This window comes from Rhodoferax sp. GW821-FHT07F03 (assembly GCF_059418745.1).
On record NZ_JBWKQM010000014.1, the window covers coordinates 130659 to 147254 of the forward strand.

17 protein-coding genes are annotated in these 16596 nt (G+C 64.2%); 7 read left to right on the top strand and 10 right to left on the bottom strand.

The genetic code is table 11. The features are described 5' to 3' along the window. Nucleotides 1-29: 29 nt before the first annotated feature. The 5 genes from AC07R0_RS21195 to msuE all read right to left on the bottom strand — a co-directional run bounded on the left by AC07R0_RS21195 (nucleotide 30) and on the right by msuE (nucleotide 4762). Nucleotides 30-1043, bottom strand: coding sequence for a branched-chain amino acid ABC transporter permease (locus AC07R0_RS21195; RefSeq protein ID WP_495106337.1), 1014 nt, complete (start codon nucleotides 1041-1043; stop codon nucleotides 30-32). After that, the gene (locus tag AC07R0_RS21200) at nucleotides 1040-1936 is read right to left on the bottom strand and encodes a branched-chain amino acid ABC transporter permease (RefSeq protein ID WP_490590732.1); all 897 of its coding nucleotides are present in this window, start codon (nucleotides 1934-1936) and stop codon (nucleotides 1040-1042) included. Before AC07R0_RS21200 ends, AC07R0_RS21195 begins: the two co-directional genes overlap by 4 nt. After that, nucleotides 1936-2910 carry an ABC transporter ATP-binding protein gene (locus AC07R0_RS21205; protein ID WP_495106338.1) on the bottom strand — a complete coding sequence of 325 codons (975 nt, stop codon included), beginning with the start codon at nucleotides 2908-2910 and terminating at the stop codon, nucleotides 1936-1938. Before AC07R0_RS21205 ends, AC07R0_RS21200 begins: the two co-directional genes overlap by 1 nt. Before the next feature lie 117 nt (nucleotides 2911-3027). Beyond that, nucleotides 3028-4158 (bottom strand): dimethylsulfone monooxygenase SfnG, encoded by a 1131-nt coding sequence (sfnG, locus tag AC07R0_RS21210; protein ID WP_495106339.1) that lies wholly within the window; start codon nucleotides 4156-4158, stop codon nucleotides 3028-3030. Nucleotides 4159-4186: 28 nt separating this feature from the next. Further along, on the bottom strand, nucleotides 4187-4762 hold the full coding sequence (gene msuE / locus AC07R0_RS21215; RefSeq protein WP_495106340.1) for an FMN reductase: 576 nt from the start codon (nucleotides 4760-4762) through the stop codon (nucleotides 4187-4189). A gap of 462 nt (nucleotides 4763-5224) precedes the next feature. On the opposite strand from msuE, the gene AC07R0_RS21220 reads away from it, so the two are divergent. Beyond that, nucleotides 5225-5599 (top strand): nuclear transport factor 2 family protein, encoded by a 375-nt coding sequence (locus tag AC07R0_RS21220; protein ID WP_495106341.1) that lies wholly within the window; start codon nucleotides 5225-5227, stop codon nucleotides 5597-5599. A 136-nt stretch (nucleotides 5600-5735) separates the two neighbouring features. Here AC07R0_RS21220 and AC07R0_RS21225 read toward each other — a convergent pair whose 3' ends face one another. From AC07R0_RS21225 to AC07R0_RS21235, 3 genes are read right to left on the bottom strand one after another with little or no spacing between them, the layout of a single operon-like run. Further along, nucleotides 5736-7169, bottom strand: coding sequence for an LLM class flavin-dependent oxidoreductase (locus AC07R0_RS21225; protein WP_495106342.1), 1434 nt, complete (start codon nucleotides 7167-7169; stop codon nucleotides 5736-5738). Between the two features lie 3 nt (nucleotides 7170-7172). After that, entirely contained in the window at nucleotides 7173-8426 is a 1254-nt protein-coding gene (locus tag AC07R0_RS21230) for an SfnB family sulfur acquisition oxidoreductase (protein ID WP_495106343.1), read from the bottom strand. 25 nt (nucleotides 8427-8451) lie between these two features. Beyond that, complete coding sequence (locus AC07R0_RS21235) at nucleotides 8452-9699, bottom strand: acyl-CoA dehydrogenase family protein (RefSeq protein ID WP_495106344.1); 1248 nt, start codon at nucleotides 9697-9699, stop codon at nucleotides 8452-8454. 23 nt (nucleotides 9700-9722) lie between these two features. Between AC07R0_RS21235 and AC07R0_RS21240 the strand changes: the two genes are divergently transcribed. The 3 genes from AC07R0_RS21240 to gfa all read left to right on the top strand — a co-directional run bounded on the left by AC07R0_RS21240 (nucleotide 9723) and on the right by gfa (nucleotide 11993). Beyond that, complete coding sequence (locus AC07R0_RS21240; protein ID WP_495106345.1) at nucleotides 9723-9911, top strand: hypothetical protein; 189 nt, start codon at nucleotides 9723-9725, stop codon at nucleotides 9909-9911. 219 nt (nucleotides 9912-10130) lie between these two features. Continuing rightward, nucleotides 10131-11237, top strand: a complete 1107-nt coding sequence (locus AC07R0_RS21245; RefSeq protein ID WP_495076624.1) for an S-(hydroxymethyl)glutathione dehydrogenase/class III alcohol dehydrogenase — start codon at nucleotides 10131-10133, stop codon at nucleotides 11235-11237. 186 nt (nucleotides 11238-11423) lie between these two features. Beyond that, complete coding sequence (gene gfa / locus AC07R0_RS21250; RefSeq protein WP_495106346.1) at nucleotides 11424-11993, top strand: S-(hydroxymethyl)glutathione synthase; 570 nt, start codon at nucleotides 11424-11426, stop codon at nucleotides 11991-11993. Between the two features lie 6 nt (nucleotides 11994-11999). Here the strand turns inward: gfa and AC07R0_RS21255 are convergent, their stop codons facing one another. Continuing rightward, nucleotides 12000-12998 (bottom strand): GlxA family transcriptional regulator, encoded by a 999-nt coding sequence (locus AC07R0_RS21255; RefSeq protein ID WP_495097746.1) that lies wholly within the window; start codon nucleotides 12996-12998, stop codon nucleotides 12000-12002. Next, the gene (locus tag AC07R0_RS21260) at nucleotides 12995-13786 is read right to left on the bottom strand and encodes a hypothetical protein (protein WP_495097745.1); all 792 of its coding nucleotides are present in this window, start codon (nucleotides 13784-13786) and stop codon (nucleotides 12995-12997) included. The genes AC07R0_RS21255 and AC07R0_RS21260 overlap by 4 nt, the downstream gene beginning before the upstream one ends. Before the next feature lie 32 nt (nucleotides 13787-13818). On the opposite strand from AC07R0_RS21260, the gene AC07R0_RS21265 reads away from it, so the two are divergent. The 3 genes from AC07R0_RS21265 to AC07R0_RS21275 all read left to right on the top strand — a co-directional run bounded on the left by AC07R0_RS21265 (nucleotide 13819) and on the right by AC07R0_RS21275 (nucleotide 16588). Beyond that, nucleotides 13819-14538 (top strand): alpha/beta fold hydrolase, encoded by a 720-nt coding sequence (locus AC07R0_RS21265; protein WP_495106347.1) that lies wholly within the window; start codon nucleotides 13819-13821, stop codon nucleotides 14536-14538. A gap of 218 nt (nucleotides 14539-14756) precedes the next feature. Then, nucleotides 14757-15161 (top strand): (R)-mandelonitrile lyase, encoded by a 405-nt coding sequence (locus tag AC07R0_RS21270; RefSeq protein WP_495106348.1) that lies wholly within the window; start codon nucleotides 14757-14759, stop codon nucleotides 15159-15161. Further along, entirely contained in the window at nucleotides 15158-16588 is a 1431-nt protein-coding gene (locus tag AC07R0_RS21275) for an MFS transporter (RefSeq protein ID WP_495106349.1), read from the top strand. The genes AC07R0_RS21270 and AC07R0_RS21275 overlap by 4 nt, the downstream gene beginning before the upstream one ends. Nucleotides 16589-16596 lie beyond the last annotated feature (8 nt).

The following is a 16596-nucleotide window of genomic DNA, read 5'->3' on the forward strand; positions in this document are numbered from 1 at the left end:
CCGTGTATTTTTGAATTGAAATGCTGTTTTCAGACAGCCGGAGACAGCTTTTTCCGTAGGCGACTCCCGAGGGCGGCCAGGCCTTGTGGTTCCACGATGAGGAAAAAGATGATCAGTGCGCCCAGCACGATGCGCTGGGTCATGTCGAGTACGCCGGAGTCGAACCAGCCGCCAAATAGCAGGGCGCCCACGCGTGACAGCAGCAGCGGGAACACCACGATCAGCGCGGCACCCAGAAAAGCCCCGCGTATGGTGGCCAGGCCACCGATGATGACGATGAACAGAAGCTGGAACGAGCGGTCCAGGTTGAAGCCCGCGGGCTCCACCGTGCGCAGGTACACAAAGGCCCACAGCACACCCGCCACGCCAACGATGAAGGACGAAATCGCAAACGCCAGCAGCTTGGTACGCAGCACCGGCACACCGATCACGCGGGCGGCCAGCTCGTTGTCGCGGATGGCGATGAAGTTATGCCCGGTCTGCGTACCCACCAGGCGCCAGACCAGCGCAGTCAACACCGCCACCAGGGTCAGCGCAAACAGGTAGCGGCCTACGGGCGTGTCAAAGCTGAAGCCCAGCACCTGCAGCGGCGGTGCGTCGATCACGCCGGATGCGTTGTCATTGGTGAACCAGCTGAACTTGGTCAAAGCCCACTGCACAAAAAACTGCGCTGCCAGCGTGGACACGGCCAGGTAGAAGCCGCGCAAACGCAGGCTGGGCAGGCCAAACACCAGGCCGATGGCGGTGGCCGACAGGCCCGCCAGTGCAATGCTGGCCAACAGCGGCAGGCCGGGCAGGCGCAGGTTGAAGTTGTATGCCGCGAACGCACCTACGGCCATGAAGGCGGCAGAACCCAGTGACAACTGGCCGGCGTAGCCCGTCAACAGGTTCAGCCCCACGGCCGCCAGGGACAGCGCCAGGAACGGGATCAGGATGGCGTCGAACAAATAGGCGCTGCCCAGCGCGGGGACCACGCCATAGGCGACCAATAGCAAGGCCAATGGTGCGACCCACACCTTAGCGGGGAATGTTGCGGTGCTCATGCGCGCTCCACCAGCTTCTGGCCAAACAGGCCGGCAGGCCGCACCAGCAAAAAGGCCAGTGCTGCCACATAGGCAAACCAGCTTTCAATGCCGCCACCGACGAAGGGACCCAGATACACCTCGGCCAGCTTCTCCAGCGCACCGATCAGCAGGCCGCCGACGATGGCGCCCAGGATGGAATCAAAGCCACCCAGCATCAGTACCGGCAGCGCCTTCAGCACCACCAGCGACAGCGAAAACTGCACACCCAGCCGGGCGCCCCACAGCAGGCCCGCCACCAGGGCGATGGTGCCGGCGGTGGCCCACACCGTGGCCCAGATGCGCGGCAGGCGCAGGCCTACGGCGATAGCCGCATAGGTATCGTCGGCCACGGCGCGAAAGGCCAGGCCCACATGGGTGTAGCGGAAGAAGGCCGACAGCAGCGCCACCATGGTGCCGGCAATGGCAGCGGCAAACAGGTCGAAGGTGGAGATGAGAATGCCCCAGACCTCTATCGGCTCGTCGGCAATGCCCAGGTCCAGCGCATGCACCTGTGTGCCCCACAGCATTTGGGCCACACCTTCGATCACATACGACAGACCCAGCGTGGCCATGAATAGGGTGATGGGCGGCTGGTTCACCAGCGGGCGCAGTACGACGCGCTCCACCGCCAGGCCCAGCAGCACCATCAGTGCAAAAGTGGCCAGCAGCGCCAGCGGAAAGCTGATGCCCCGCTCCACCAGGCTCACAAAGGTCAGCGCCGCAAACAGCAGTTGCGCACCTTGCGCAAAATTCAGCGCACCCGAGGTTTTGTAGATCAACACAAAGCCGATGGCTACTAGCGAATACATCACACCGGAAAGCAGGCCGCCGACCAGCACTTCGGCAAAAAAGGCGAAATCAAATCCGTCCATCACAGGCTTTCTTCTGCATGGGCTACGCCCAGATAGGCGTCAATGACGGCCGGGTCGTCGCGCACCTGGGCGGGTGTGCCGTCGGCGATCTTGCGGCCGTAGTCCAGTACCGCCACGCGGTTCGACAGGGCCAGCACCACGCCAATGTCATGCTCGATCAACAGGATGGTGGTGCCGAACTGGTCGCGCGCGACGCGCACGAAATGCGCCATCTCGCTCTTCTCGGTCACGGTCATGCCAGCCATGGGTTCGTCCAGCAACAGCAGTTGGGGGCGTGCCACTAGGGCGCGTGCCAGCTCCACCCGTTTTTGCAGGCCGTAGGGCAGGGTGCCGGCCAGGCGCTCGCGCACGCTGTGCAGGCCCAGGAAGCCTATGATCTCGTCGGTGCGGGCCTGCGCGTCGTCGCGCTCGCGTCGTGCACGGCCCAGGCCTATCCATTGCTCGATGAATGTGGAGCGCACGGTATCCACCCGGCCCATCACGATGTTGTCGCGCACCGTCAGCCCCTTGAACAGCGCCAGGTTCTGGAAGGTACGCGCTACGCCCAGCCGCGCCAGCCGTGGCGTGGGCACCTGGGCAAAGTCTTTGCCGCCTATCCATACGCGTCCCCGGTCGGGACGGTACAGACCGCTGATCACATTCACCAGCGAGCTTTTACCCGCGCCATTCGGCCCGATCACGGCGCGGATTTCGCCAGCCGCAATCGACAGCTCCACGCCCGCCAAGGCGGTCACGCCGCCAAAGGACAAATGGATGTCTTCCAGACGCAGCACGGGCGTCGTTGCCGTGGCAGCGGCGGGCGCGGTGTGGGCCGGCCGTGCCGGGCGGGGCTGCTCGGTGCTTTGCCTGAGCGTGGTGGTGGGTGGCGGCGAGACCGGCGTGAGCCGGTCCAGGCTGAGGAGTCCGTCGGACTTGGAAAGCGTCGGCTGCAAATCGACCGCAGCGGTCCATTTTTCACCGTTTTTTTGCCCCATAGCGGCGCTATGGGCCTGCAAATCCGGCAAAAACTGTCCTCGCTGGGGCCGATTTTCGCTTTCGACGTTCCAAGCCCGACGGGCTCCTAGGCTGGCGCTGGTCATGTTGTGCAGTCCTTAGGCCACGGCTTCCAGCGCAGGCTCGGCCTGCTTTTCTGCCTGGGCTGCTTCAAGGGCGCGCACCAGGGGCAGCACCTTCTGGCCGAAGTACTCCACCTCTTCGATGAAGTGCAAAAAGCCGGTCAGCACCAGGTCCACGCCAATCGCCTTCAGCGCCACGATGCGCTCGGCGATCTGCTGCGGTGTGCCTATCAGGTTGGTGCGGAAGCCGTCGTTGTACTGCACCAGGTCTTCAAACGTGGACTTGGCCCAGTTGCCTTCACCTTCGGGCGACGCCTTGCCGGCCTGCTTCACCGCGTCGCCAAAGGCGTGCACGGCTTCCACATGGGCATGTTTGATGATGTCGGCCAGCACGGCCTTGGCTTCTTCCTCGGTGTCGCGGGCGATGACGAAGGCGTTCACGCCGATGCGCACTTTGTGGCCGTTCTGGGCCGCCTTGGTCTGGATGTCGTCGATCTGCTCCTTCAGCTTGTCGGGCGTGTTGCCGTTGGTGAAGTACCAGTCGGACACGCTGGCCGCGTTGTCGCGTGCCGCGCGCGAGCTGCCGCCCTGGAAGATTTCCGGGTGCGGCTTTTGCACGGGCTTGGGGCTCAGCGTGTAGTCGGTGAAACGGTAGAAGTCGCCCTTGAAGCTGAAGTTGTCCTGCGTCCAGATGCCCTTGAGCGCGCGGATGAATTCGTTGGTGCGGCGGTAGCGCTCGTCGTGCTCCAGCCATGGTTCGCCAATCGCCTGGAACTCGCCCTTGAACCAGCCGCTCACCATGTTGACGGCAATGCGCCCGCTGGAGATGTGGTCGATGGTGGCGATCTGCTTGGCCACTACGGCCGGGTTCCAGGGGCCGGGCAGGATGGCGGCTATCACTTTCAGCTTGGTCGTGGCATGCAACAGCGCCTGGCTGAAGGACACGGACTCGTGCTGGTACTCGGCACCGTAGCCGGCGGTAAAGCGGATCTGGCTCAGCGCGTACTCAAAACCGGCTTTCTCGGCCGTGAGCGCCAGCTTCTGGTTGTATTCCAGGCTCCAGTCTGTGCGCTGCTTGATGGTGCTGACCACCAGGCCGCCGCTGACGTTGGGGACCCAGTAGGCGAATTTGACTTCTGCAGGTGTGGTGCTGGATGCGTTGCTCATGGGAAGACTCCTGTGCGGTAGATGTGGATCAGGCGGCGACGGCTTCTGCAGCCGTGGCCGGTGCCGCGCGATGCGACAGCTGGGGAACGGCGCGGGCAATCGCCAGTGCAATGCGCTCGCGCAGTGCGGGGCTGCTGATCTCGTAGCCTTCGAAGTCCTTCTCCGTCGCATATACGCCGATGGGCAGCGTGCGCGACTGGAAGAAGCTGAACAGCGGGCGCAGTTGGTGGTCGATCACCAGCGCATGGCGGTCGCTACCACCTGTGGCGGCCAGCAGCACTGGCACATCGGTCAGCGCCTCGTGGTGCACGAAGTCGAACAGGTGCTTGAACAGGCCGGTGTACGAGCCACGGTACACGGGGCTTGCCACGATCAGCAGGTCGGCCGATTCAATGGCGGCCACCTCGGCCTCCACGGCGGCGGGCAGCTGGCTGCGGTACAGCGTGCCGGCAAACTGCGGGCCGATGTTGCCCAGCTCGATCAGATGCACGTCGATAGGCAGAGCATCGCCCAGCGCGGCCAACAGTTCTTGAACCAGCACCAGCGTGCGGGAGGGGCGCTGCAAACCACCGGATACAGCCACGACTTTGAGTTTCTTCACCATGTTGATAGGACCTCTGTTTGGAAGCCGCAACCTATTTGCAGCACAGTGGCTTTATGCGAATGGCGTGCCAGAGAAAATATTGATGTAAATCAAAGGTTTAGTGTGTTTTTATGGGGCGTGTGAGTGCTGGGTTTCCAACATGCTGCGGATGTGTTGCTGCTGGAGCAGCAGTGCCTGCGGCATAGTCGGTTTGCGCGCATGCATATGCTGTTTTTGGATGCTGGTGGGGCAGCAGATGTGGGTGGTGTTGCTGCCCCGGCAGCAAGAAGCATTGCGGGCCGGTACGGTGTGGGATGGTCTTTGCCGAACCACTGGCCTGACTTATCGCGGGGGGGAGACCGGCTGCTGAATCGACGGCTAACATTGCCATCCAAGCCCTACGGGGTTTGGTAGAGCCTTTAGATACCTGGGCACTTGCCCAGGTATACAAAGCGTCAACGATATAAGTGAAATGCAATCGCCATGAATTCCCTTCTTTCCACCATTCAAGCCCTAGAGGTCGAGCTACACCATGCGGGTGTTCCTTGTGAAGTCGGTCGCCTAGAGGAGTTGCTACACAAAGACTTCTCCGAAGTAGGCCGCTCAGGGCGCGAATACGATCGCGCAACCGTCCTTCGTTTCCTGGGCGCGCAGCAGACTTCTCCGCCTGTGGTCTCAAGTGACTTCTCGGTGTACGAACCTGCAGCCGGGGTGGCATTGCTCACTTACCGCTCGGCGCACCGCCAACAACACGGTGGTCTGGAGAATCACACGCTGCGTTCATCTATCTGGATGCAGGTAGATGGCCAGTGGCAGCTGCGCTACCACCAGGGAACGCCAGCCGCAGAGGCCTGGTAAGCGCGACCTCGCAGAATGCGACTCGCGGCACCGACGGTTGTTCACGTATTCCGATTCACAAGAAAAAATAGCCACCAGCGCAGAAGAGCCCTGCGCTGGCAGCTATCAAAAATGAAGCAAACGCCAATATGACGGTTTAAGACAGAGCAGCCTCCCGCTCTGTCTCCGCCGCCGCTGGCGCGCTTCTTTGCCCACCCTCTCTCTTCACCTTTTCAATATCGCGGTACTGCTGCGCCGGGTGCGTGGCGGGCAGCAGGGGGCCGTCGCCAAACAGCTTTTCGCGCAGCGTGCCGGGTTTGTAGGCCGTGGGGTAGACGCCGCGGCGCTGCAGTTCGGGCACCAGGTGGGTGACGACATCTTCAAAGGTTTCGTGGGCGATGGCGTAGGCCAGGTTGAAGCCGTCGATATCGGTGGCCTCCACCCACTGTTGCAGGATGTCGGCCACGGTGGCAGCCGAGCCTACGAAGACCGGGCCCAGGCCGCCCACGCCGCCCCACTTTGCCAATTCCTCGATGGTCCAGGACCGGTCGCCGCCGGCCAGCACTTCCACGGCGGACAGGATGGCGTTGGTGTCCACCTTGCGCACCAGCTCGGTGGGCGCGTACTGGCCGAAGTCGATGCCGGTCCAGCCAGACATGAAGACCAGCGCGCCGTCGTAGGAGGCGTAGCGCTGGTATTCCTCGAACTTGGCCTGGGCCTTGGCATCGGTCTCGTCCACGATGACCGTCACCAGGTTGTAGACCAGCAGCTTGCGCGGGTCGCGCCCGGCCAGTGCCGCTTGCGCGCGTACATCGCGCACATAGTTCTTCAGCACGTTCTGCGTGGGTGCGGCGACGAATACGCATTCGGCATGCTGGGCCGCAAAGCTCTTGCCGGGGCCGGAGGCACCGGCCTGGTACAGCACCGGTGTGCGCTGGGGCGAGGGCTCGCTCAGGTGGTAGCCGGGCACGTCGAAGTACTTGCCCTTGTGGGCGATTTCGTGGATTTTTTCCGGGTGGGCGAAGATGCCCTTGGCGCGGTCACGCACCACGGCGTCGGCCTCCCAGCTGCCTTCCAGCAGCTTGTACAGCACCTCCACGTATTCGTTGGCCACCTCGTAGCGGTTGTCGTGGCGGCGCAGGCCGCCCTGGCTGATGTTCTTGGCGCCGCTCTCCAGGTAGGAGGTGACGATGTTCCAGCCCAGCCGGCCCTGGGTGTGGTGGTCGGCGGTGGAGAGGCGCCGCGCAAAGGTGTAGGGGTGCTCAAAGGATGTGGACGCGGTGATGCCTATGCCCAGGTGCTCGGTCACCATGGCGATGGGCGCGGCCAGCTGCAGCGGGTCGTTTACCGGGATCTGCGCGCCCTGTTGCAGCGCGTGGTAGTTGCTGCCCTTGTAGACGTCGTAGTAGCCGATCACGTCGGCGATGAAGATGCCGTCGAAGAAGCCCTTCTCCAGCGTCTTGGCCAGGTCGGTCCAGTAGCGCAGGTCCTTGTATTCCCAGGACCTGTCGCGCGGGTGGGCCCACAGCCCGGGGGACTGGTGGGCCACGCAGTTCATTTCGAACGCGTTGAAGCGGATGTGTCGGACCATTGCCTAGCTCCACGCGTGGCGCGGGGCGTGCACACCGTTCAGGTGGTAGTTGCCCAGGTGGAAGTACTTCCAGCGCACCGGGTCGTGCAGGGTGTGCACGCGGGCGTTGCGCCAGTGGCGGTCGAGGTTGTGCTCGGCCAGGGTGGAACGGGTGCCGGCCAGCTCGAACAGCTTGTTGGTGGCGGCAATCGCGGCTTCGGTGGTCAGCACCTTGGCTTCGGCAGTGGCTAGGGTGGCGGCGTTGACCGTGGCCTCGTTGGGCTCGGCCAGGGCCAGGTCGATGGCACGGCCTGCGCGTTCCAGCAGGGCCTCGGCGGCGTGCAGGCGCAGCGTCAGGTCGCCGATGGCGCTGATGGTGAAAGGGTCTTCGGCAGCGGTTTCCTTGCCGCTGTCAATCCACGGGCGGCTGCGGTTCTTCACGAAGGCGATGGTCTCGGCAATCGCGCCAGCGGCAATGCCGCCGTCGATCGCGGCCTGGATGATTTGCGAGATGGCGCCCGCTGCCGTGGGGCGGTCGAATGCGGCCACGGGCACCAGCCGGCTCAGCGGCACGCGCACATCGACGATCTGGATCGAACCGGAGGCCGTGGTGCGCTGGCCGAAGCTGGACCAGTCGTTCAGCACCGTCAGCCCGTCGGCATTGCGGTCGGCAAAGGCCAGGTAGCCCTTGCCCTCCAGCGGGTCCACCGTGACGATGGGCACGATGTGTGCCAGCAGCGCGCCGGTGGTGTAGAACTTCTGGCCGTTCACCACAGCGGTGTCGCCCTCGATCTTGAAGGTGGTCTCGAACGCGGCCACGTTCTTGCTGTTTTTTTCTGAGAACGCATTGCCGAAACGTATGCCCTGTAGTACCAGGCCGAACAGCTCGGCCTGCTGGGCCGGTGTGCCATCCAGCCCGATGTGGGCGACCAGGGCCAGGTGGTTCTGCGTGATCTGGGCCAGGCTGGAGTCACCCTCGGCCAGGATGCGTATCACCTGCGCCAGCGTAGCGTAGGAGACGCCTGCGCCGCCATAGGCTTTGGGCACGTTAATGCCCCACAGCCCGCTTTGCGAGTACGCGTCCAGCTCTGAAAGTGGTAGCAGGCCTTCGCGGTCGCGCAGTGCGGATTCGGTGCGGAACTCGGCCGCCAGGCGGTGCGCCACGGTGATGGCTTCGGCATCGTCGCGGATCACGTGGGCCGGTTGACTGGGGCGGGGGCGGGCGGTGAACGGTGCGGTGGAGTTGACGCGGGGGCGGTCCAGGGTGGCAGTGCTCATGGTGATTCCTTGGAAGATGTTTGACTCAAACCTTGCGGCCTGTGCCGTTGCCGATTTGCCAGACGTAGGGCGGCTCGGTGCCGTTGATGCGCCAGTCGCCCACGATGCGCGACTTGTAGACGATGGGGTTGTGCGATGCCACGGTGCGGGCGTTGCGCCAGTGGCGGTCCAGCGACTTGCTGGTGCTGGCGGCGGATGCGCCCAGCGCGTTGAACAGGTCGGTGCCCGCGCGCAGCACCAGCTCGGACACAACGATCTGGCCCTGGGCGGATTCGATCTCGGCGTCAATATTGGCCTGGCGTTCGGCCTCGGCGTTGTCGCCCTGCAGCCGCGCTTCGAACGCGCGCTGGGCGGGCAGGGTGGCACGCAGGGCCGTGGCCTCGGCGGCATAGACCAGGGCCGATATCTGGCCCACCACCTGCTGGATTTGCGCGTCCTGGCTGACATGCGATGCGTTGCCGTTGCTGTAGACGCGCTGGCGATCCCGCACTTGCTGGGCCACGTCGCGCTCGATGGCGCGGCCAATGCCGGCCAGCGTGGCCAGGTGGAACAGCTGGTAGTAGGCGGTCTGGTACCTGAAGCGGGTCTCGAAGGGGAAGATGTTTTCTTCGGCAATCTTGGCGTCGGTGTACACCGATGTGCCGCTGCCGGTGGTGCGCTGGCCAAAGCCGTCCCAGTCGTCTTTCTGCTGCACGCCCGGCTGGTGGGTGCTGACCGCCGCGATGATGTCCGCGTTGTTGTCGGCACGGCGCGCGTACAGGTCGATCCAGTCGGCAAAGATGCTGCCGGTGCTGTAGAACTTGCGGCCATTGGCCACCCATTCGCCGTCCTTCTGCGACACCTTGGTGATCACGTCACCAATCGCCACGCTGCCCACTTCCGACCAGGCGTTGCCCACCAGCTCGCCCGCCACAAAGCGCTTAAGCCACACATCACGCTGGGGGCTGGCAGGCGCGTTGAGCCGGTCTTCGACAAACGCGAAATGTCCGCGTAGCGCCTGGGTGACGTTGGAGTCGGCCTCCGACAGTTCGATCAACAGCTGGAACAACTGCGGAATCGACGCGCCGCCGCCGCCATGCTCCACCGGCACCCGCACCGCGCCAAAGCCGGCCTGCTTCAGCCAGGTGATGGGCTCATGCGGCAGGGTGCGCGTGCGCTCGCGTTCCAGCACGGTGTCTGCTATGCGCTGGAAGATGGGGCGGAACTTGTCGGCCAGGGTGGGGTGGTCGTAGGGGCTCCAAGCAGCGGTGGCCGGCGTGGGGTGGGGGTTCATGGCGATTCTCCTGGAATGTTGATATGTCCACTGCATTGAAGCTGCAGCGGTTTGATCGCATATTCCATATATGCCAGGACTGTGCCAATATTTTTATGAACAAAATCAAGGGCTTAGCGGTTTTGTGGCGCACTGCTGCTGCTGGTTTTGCAGCAGGCTGCGGGCCAGGTGCTGCGCTGGCAGCAGGGGCGGCTGTGGGGTTTGCGTTTTGAAAATTCAAGTGTTTTAGGGCTCTGGCGCACGAATTACCTGCGCGAGTAGCTATGTTTTATATAGCGAATGGCGCGCAGGGGTGCAATCCGGCCAAGATGCGCCCCAACACGGCCATTCATGCTGGATGGGCCCGATTGCAGCGCGGCGCGGGCCGGCGCAGCATTACATTCGCGTCCATATTTCATCCCCGCGCGTAGACCGCAAGAGAGACACACACCATGAAAACCAAAGCCGCAGTCGCCTGGAAAGCAGGCGCCCCCCTGACCATAGAAACCGTGGACCTGCAAGGCCCCAAGTTCGGCGAAGTGCTGGTCGAGATCAAAGCCACCGGCATTTGCCACACCGACTACTACACCCTCAGCGGCGCCGACCCCGAAGGCATCTTCCCCGCCATCCTGGGCCACGAAGGCGCCGGCATCGTGGTCGATGTCGGCCCCGGTGTCACCACGCTGCAAAAGGGCGACCACGTCATTCCCCTCTACACCCCCGAATGCCGCCAGTGCAAGTTCTGCCTCAGCCGCAAGACCAATCTGTGCCAGCTCATCCGTGGCACCCAGGGCAAAGGCCTGATGCCCGACGCCACCAGCCGCTTCAGCCTGGACGGCCAACCCATCTTCCACTACATGGGCACCAGCACCTTCAGCAACTACACCGTGGCCCCCGAGATCAGCTTGGCCAAGATCCGCAAGGACGCCCCGTTTGACAAGGTCTGCTACATCGGCTGCGGCGTCACCACCGGCATCGGTGCCGTGCTGTTCACCGCCAAGGTCGAAGCCGGCGCCAATGTGGTGGTCTTCGGCCTGGGCGGTATCGGCCTGAACGTGATCCAGGGCGCCAAGATGGTCGGTGCCGACAAGATCATCGGCGTGGACATCAACCCCGAGCGCCAGGCCATGGCCCGCCAGTTCGGCATGACCCACTTCATCAACCCCAAAGAGGTACCGAACGTCGTAGACGCCATCGTGCAACTCACCGACGGCGGTGCCGACTACAGCTTCGAATGCATAGGCAACACCCAGGTCATGCGCCAGGCGCTGGAATGCACCCACAAGGGCTGGGGCCGCAGCATCATCATCGGCGTGGCCGAGGCCGGTGCCGAGATCAGCACCCGCCCATTCCAACTGGTCACCGGCCGCAAATGGGAAGGCTCGGCCTTTGGCGGCGCGCGTGGCCGCACCGACGTGCCCAAGATCGTCGACTGGTACATGGAAGGCAAGATCAGCATCGACCCGCTGATCACCCACACCATGCCGCTGGAGGACATCAACAAGGGCTTTGATTTGATGAAGCGTGGCGAATCCATTCGTGGCGTGGTGCTGTACTGACGTTTCCAGCCGGTGCGCATGGGGCCTATACACGCTCCACCCCGTTCGCACTGAGCCTGTCGAAGTGCCTGGTGCGGATAGAGGCTTCGACAAGCCCAGCCCGAACGGTTGTAGGCACTGACTGACCACCTGCAAACGTGTTGTTTTCGGTGCGCGGCCGTTCCGCGCGACTTTTAGGAGACAAACATGAGCACATCCGTATTGCATCCCGCTTTGGGCCAAAGCAAGAAACCGGGCGCACCGGGTTTCAGCGGCGGCACGTTGACCTGCCACTGCAGCAGCGATCCTGTGGTGGTGAAGGTCGATGCGCAGGTGGCGCACAACCATGCTTGCGGCTGCAGCAAATGCTGGAAGCCGGCCAACGCGCTGTTCTCCATCGTCGGCGTGGTGTCGCGCGACAAGGTGCATGTCACCGCACACCCTGAAAAGCTGCACATCGTCGACCCCAGCGCCACCATCCAGCGCCATGCCTGCAAGGCCTGTGGCGTGCACATGTTTGGCCCCGTCGAGAACAAGGACCATGCGTTCTATGGGCTGGCCTTCATCCACACCGAGCTGTCGAAAGATGCCGGTTGGGCCGGGCCGGAGTTCGCGGCTTTTGTCTCGTCCATCATCGAAACCGGCACACCGCCCGAGCAGATGGCCGGCATCCGCAAAGAGCTGCATGACGCCGGGCTGGAGACCTACGACTGCCTGTCGCCCACGCTGATGGACGTGTTGGCTACGCAGGTTTTCAAGTTGCGCAAAGCGGCTTAAAAAACTTCAAGGCCGCGCCCCGCCAAAGCGTTCGCGGTATGCCTGCGGCCCCACGCCGAGGCGCTTGATGAACAGCTTGCGCAGCGACTGCTCGGACGCAAAACCTATGCGCCCGGCAATCGATTTCAGGGGCAGCTCGCCTTCTTCCAGCAGGCGTCGGCCGGCTTCCAACCGGGCCGACTCGATGAACTGCAGCGGGCTGCTGCCCACCTCTTTGGCAAACACGCGGCGGAAGTTGCGCTCGCTCATCGCGGCGCGGTCGGCCAGCATGGCCACGTCAAGTGGCAACGATAGATTCGACAGCACCCAGTCCTGCACCTCGCGGATGCCGGGGTGGCTGGTGCTTTGGCTGTTCAGGTGCACGCTGAACTGCGACTGCCCACCGGGCCGCTTTAGGTACACCACCAGATCGCGCGCTACCTGCAGCGCCAGGCTGCGGCCGTAGTCTTCTTCCACCAGGGCCAGGGCCAGGTCGATGCCGGCTGTGACCCCGGCCGATGTCCACAAGCGGCCCGAGCGCAGGTAGATTGCGTCGGCCTGTACCTGCACCGCCGGAAACTTTTCTTGCAGCAGTGTCGCCACGCTCCAGTGCGTGGTGGCGGGCAGGCCGTCCAGCACACCGGCTGCCGCCAGGAAGAAGCAGCCCGAGCACAGGGCCACCAGGCGCTCGATGCGCGGCGCTACCGCCGCCGCCCAGTCCACGATGCTGCTGTGCGCCGCCATTGCTTTTTCAATCTGCCGTGCGCCCACGATGATGGCGGTGTGTGGCAGGTCGTTGGCGTCTACCGCGCTGGCGGCCTGCAGCAGCATATGGGTGTCCGAGGCCACTGGGCCGGCGGCGACGGACACGATGTTCAGTGCATAGCCCGCTGGCCGGCCTTCTTGCAGCAGATGCAGGTTGGCGTATTCGAATACGCTCATGGCACCAATTGCCTCTATCGCCTTGAAGCCGGCGTAGACCACCACGTCGACTCGGCGCGGGGTTTGAGTGGGAAGGTTCGTCATGGAAGCTGGGGGCGCTGAGTGCTGTGTGGAGGGGCGATTGTCGGCGAGCCATCGGGGCTGGCCGCGCGCCACTGGCCGGTGTCTGGGCAAACCTGGGCCGGTGCGCCTCGCCACCAGATTTGCTCGGCATCCAGTCTTTGGGCGCTAGTGGTGTCTACGTCAAAGTTCAATTGCAGTGCCTGCGCGACATGCGCATCTTCGATGGGGAGTTCCCAGGTCAGGAACAGCTGGCTGCAGTCCTGCCCAGGTCCAAAGTCGGCCGCCTGGAAGGCATTGCGGTGTCGTGGAATCACGGCATGCGGCTGGCCGGTGTCGAACACCAAGGCCGTGCCCCGGCGCAGCGGGATGCGTTGGCCGGTGTGCGGAAAGTGCACGTCCAGCCCTTTGTCTTCGCTCAGAAACAGGTTGCAGAAAGCGGCGCTGCCGTAATGGGCTGCATCATGGTGGTAGCGAGCGCCCAGGCAGGCCATGAGGGCGACGTCGCTACCGGCCAGTGCGTTGTGCAGCCCAAAGCTGCGGAGCCAATCGGACATGGCTTGCACCCAGGCCGGGTAGCCCGGCCAGCGCGCCCGTGCACGCGCCCAGGGCAGGGGCTCCACGTCGCCAGCCTCCAGGCCCTGGTGCAGGATTTCCCGCTCGCAGTCCGCCAGTAGCCTTAGGGGCAGCACCGGCAGGTCCACCGTGCCGGCCAGCACATGCGCACCCACGCTGCGGCTGCGCAGGGCGTCGCCGCTCCAGTAGTAGCTGGTCAGATGATTTTGCGCGCTGTGCTTTGGGGGGAGAGGCATGCTCCGCAGTGTAGTCAGGCTACTATCTGCGCATGACACTCGTTCTGCTTCCCGGCCTGTTGTGCGATGCCAGCGTTTGGCAAGACATGTTGCCCGCGCTGCAACAGCGCAGTCCCTGCATGGTGGCCAGCTACGGCATGTTGGACAGCATCGAATCCATGGCCCAGCATGTGCTGCAGACCGCGCCCCCGGGGCCGCTGGCGCTGGCCGGCCATTCCATGGGCGGGCGCGTGGCCTTGGAGGTGCTGCGCCAGCAGTCGGATCGCATTGAGCGCTTGGCTTTGCTGGATACAGGTTTTGAAGCCCTGGCAGCCGGCGCGGCTGGCGACAAGGAGCGCGCCGGCCGCATGGCGCTGCTGCAGACCGCGCGCCAGGACGGCATGCGTGCCATGGGCCGCGACTGGGCGCGCGGCATGGTGCACCCGTCGCGGCTGGACAGCCCGCTGTTTGAGCAGATTCTGGACATGATTGAACGCAGCACGCCCGAGGTGTTTGCCGCGCAAATCCAGGCACTGCTGCACCGCCCGGACGCCACCGCGCTGCTGGGCCGGATCCGCTGCCCCACGCTGCTGCTGTGCGGCCGCGAAGATACCTGGAGCCCCGTGGCCCGGCACGCGCAGATGCAGGCGCTGCTGCGGGCGGCGCCGGTGCAGTTGCACGTGGTTGAGCAGTCCGGCCATATGAGCACTATGGAGCAGGCCGATGCCGTGTGCCAGGCGCTGCTGCAGTGGCTGGACTGGAGCCCGGCATAAGCCCTCTGTACAGCGCTACTACACTTTTCATAGCTGCTTGCGCAGGTAGATTCTGCGCTAGAGCCTGTTTTTTGCTGAATTTTTAGCAGTGATGGATTCGTGAGCCAATCTCATAGGTTCATGCCAATTTAACCGTCTTATCAAGGGCGGCCTCCATGGATAAAGTTCTTTTCGTCGCAGTGCACCCCACTGCACCCACGAAACTTAGGAACCTCACCATGGACATCCAACGCAGCGGCGCACAAGCTTCCGCCAAAGGCCCCACCGACTATTTCACCGGCACGGTGCAGGTGGACTATCTGTTTCCCGCCCACCCGCCGGCACGTGCGCTGGGCGCCAGCGTCACCTTCGAGCCCGGTGCCCGCACCGCCTGGCACCAGCATCCACTGGGCCAGACGCTGATCGTCACCGCCGGTGCCGGCTGGGTGCAACGCCGTGGCGGCCCGCGCGAAGAGATTCACCCCGGCGACGTGGTGTGGATTGCCGCCGGTGAAGAGCACTGGCACGGCGCCCAGGCCCATGTGGCCATGACGCACACCGCCATCCAGGAGGAGCTGGACGGCAGCACGGCCGCCTGGATGGAGCAGGTCAGCGAAGCGCAGTACATGGCGGACAACATATGAAACATGCAGGCACGGCGGGCGCCGCCACACACCGCACGGCCGTGATGGCGATCGTGCTGGTCAGCTATTTGATGACCTTGCTGGACGTGTCTATCGTCATCACTGCGCTGCCCAAGATCCAGCAAAGCCTGCAGTTCAGCGCCACCGAACTCAGTTGGGTGCAGAACGCCTACACCCTGGCCTTTGGCGGCCTGCTGCTGCTGGGCGCGCGGGCCGGCGACATTCTGGGCCGGCGCCGCATGTTTCTGTGGGGTATGTCGCTGTTTACTTTTGCCTCGCTGGCGATAGGCCTGGCGCAGTCTCCCGAATGGCTGCTGGGCGCCCGCGCGGTGCAGGGCATAGGCTCGGCGATCTTGGCGCCTTCGACATTGGCCTTGCTGTCCACCAACTTTGCCGAGGGCCCGGAGCGCACCCGGGCCCTGAGCCTGTACGGTGCCACCGCCGGTGTGGGTGCCAGCATAGGCCTGGTGCTGGGCGGCGTGATTGCCGACTGGCTGTCCTGGCGCGTGGGCTTCTTCATCAACCTGCCCATAGGCCTGGCGGTGATATGGGGTGCGCGGCGCTACATCCAGGAAACGGAGCGCCATGCATCGGGCCAGTTTGATGTGCTGGGTGCCGTGGCCTCCACGCTGGGCATGGGCGCGCTGGTCTACGGCCTGGTGCGTTCCGCCAGCACGGGCTGGGGCGATGGGTTGACTGTGGCTGCCTTGGCTGCGGGCCTGCTGCTGCTGGCCCTGCTGGTGTGGCACGAGGCGCGGGTGCAGCAGCCCATCATGCCGCTACGCCTGTTTGCCCACCGCGAGCGGGCCGGGGCGTATGTGGCGCGGGTGCTGTTCCTGGGGGCGATGGTGGGCTTCTGGTTTTTCACCACGCAGTTTCTGCAGGGTGTGCTGGGCTTCAGCCCGTTCGAGGCGGGCCTGGCGTACTTGCCCACCACCATTTCTAACTTCGCCGCGGCCATGGCCGTTCCCCGGCTGACCCAGCGCTTTGGCAATGGCCGTGTGCTGGCAGCGGGCCTGGCTACCACCGTGCTGGGCATGGTCTGGCTCAGCTGGGTGTCGGTGAATTCGCTATACCTGACCGGTATCGCCTTGCCCATGGTGCTGCTGGGCCTGGGCCAGGGCTGCACGCTGAGCCCGCTGACGGTAGCGGGCATCGCCGGTGTGCGCCGGGAGGATGCGGGTGCCGCGTCCGGCCTGGTGAATGCGGCCCACCAGTTGGGCGGTTCGCTGGGGTTGGCGATTCTGGTGGTGGTGTTTGCGGCGGTGGACCAGGGCACGCTGGATGCGCGGGCGCTGCAGGCCCACCGGATTGCTGCAGCGTTTGCTGCGGGCTCGGTGATGCTGGTGCTGGCCTTGGCTGCAGTGCTCTGGCTGATCGTGCTGCCGCAGCGGCGCCGCGGGTCGGTGGCTTGCCGGACCCTATGACGGCTATC

What these genes read in the sequence shown, in the direction of transcription:
- AC07R0_RS21265 (WP_495106347.1), top strand. Translation starts at nt 13,819, where the DNA reads ATGACACTCGTTCTGCTTCCCGGCCTGTTGTGCGATGCCAGCGTTTGG.
- AC07R0_RS21260 (WP_495097745.1), bottom strand. Translation starts at nt 13,786, where the DNA reads ATGCCTCTCCCCCCAAAGCACAGCGCGCAAAATCATCTGACCAGCTAC.
- AC07R0_RS21270 (WP_495106348.1), top strand. Translation starts at nt 14,757, where the DNA reads ATGGACATCCAACGCAGCGGCGCACAAGCTTCCGCCAAAGGCCCCACC.
- AC07R0_RS21240 (WP_495106345.1), top strand. Translation starts at nt 9,723, where the DNA reads ATGTCCACTGCATTGAAGCTGCAGCGGTTTGATCGCATATTCCATATA.
- AC07R0_RS21205 (WP_495106338.1), bottom strand. Translation starts at nt 2,910, where the DNA reads ATGGGGCAAAAAAACGGTGAAAAATGGACCGCTGCGGTCGATTTGCAG.
- AC07R0_RS21245 (WP_495076624.1), top strand. Translation starts at nt 10,131, where the DNA reads ATGAAAACCAAAGCCGCAGTCGCCTGGAAAGCAGGCGCCCCCCTGACC.
- sfnG (WP_495106339.1), bottom strand. Translation starts at nt 4,158, where the DNA reads ATGAGCAACGCATCCAGCACCACACCTGCAGAAGTCAAATTCGCCTAC.
- AC07R0_RS21220 (WP_495106341.1), top strand. Translation starts at nt 5,225, where the DNA reads ATGAATTCCCTTCTTTCCACCATTCAAGCCCTAGAGGTCGAGCTACAC.
- AC07R0_RS21195 (WP_495106337.1), bottom strand. Translation starts at nt 1,043, where the DNA reads ATGAGCACCGCAACATTCCCCGCTAAGGTGTGGGTCGCACCATTGGCC.
- AC07R0_RS21225 (WP_495106342.1), bottom strand. Translation starts at nt 7,169, where the DNA reads ATGGTCCGACACATCCGCTTCAACGCGTTCGAAATGAACTGCGTGGCC.
- gfa (WP_495106346.1), top strand. Translation starts at nt 11,424, where the DNA reads ATGAGCACATCCGTATTGCATCCCGCTTTGGGCCAAAGCAAGAAACCG.
- AC07R0_RS21235 (WP_495106344.1), bottom strand. Translation starts at nt 9,699, where the DNA reads ATGAACCCCCACCCCACGCCGGCCACCGCTGCTTGGAGCCCCTACGAC.
- msuE (WP_495106340.1), bottom strand. Translation starts at nt 4,762, where the DNA reads ATGGTGAAGAAACTCAAAGTCGTGGCTGTATCCGGTGGTTTGCAGCGC.
- AC07R0_RS21200 (WP_490590732.1), bottom strand. Translation starts at nt 1,936, where the DNA reads ATGGACGGATTTGATTTCGCCTTTTTTGCCGAAGTGCTGGTCGGCGGC.
- AC07R0_RS21275 (WP_495106349.1), top strand. Translation starts at nt 15,158, where the DNA reads ATGAAACATGCAGGCACGGCGGGCGCCGCCACACACCGCACGGCCGTG.
- AC07R0_RS21230 (WP_495106343.1), bottom strand. Translation starts at nt 8,426, where the DNA reads ATGAGCACTGCCACCCTGGACCGCCCCCGCGTCAACTCCACCGCACCG.
- AC07R0_RS21255 (WP_495097746.1), bottom strand. Translation starts at nt 12,998, where the DNA reads ATGACGAACCTTCCCACTCAAACCCCGCGCCGAGTCGACGTGGTGGTC.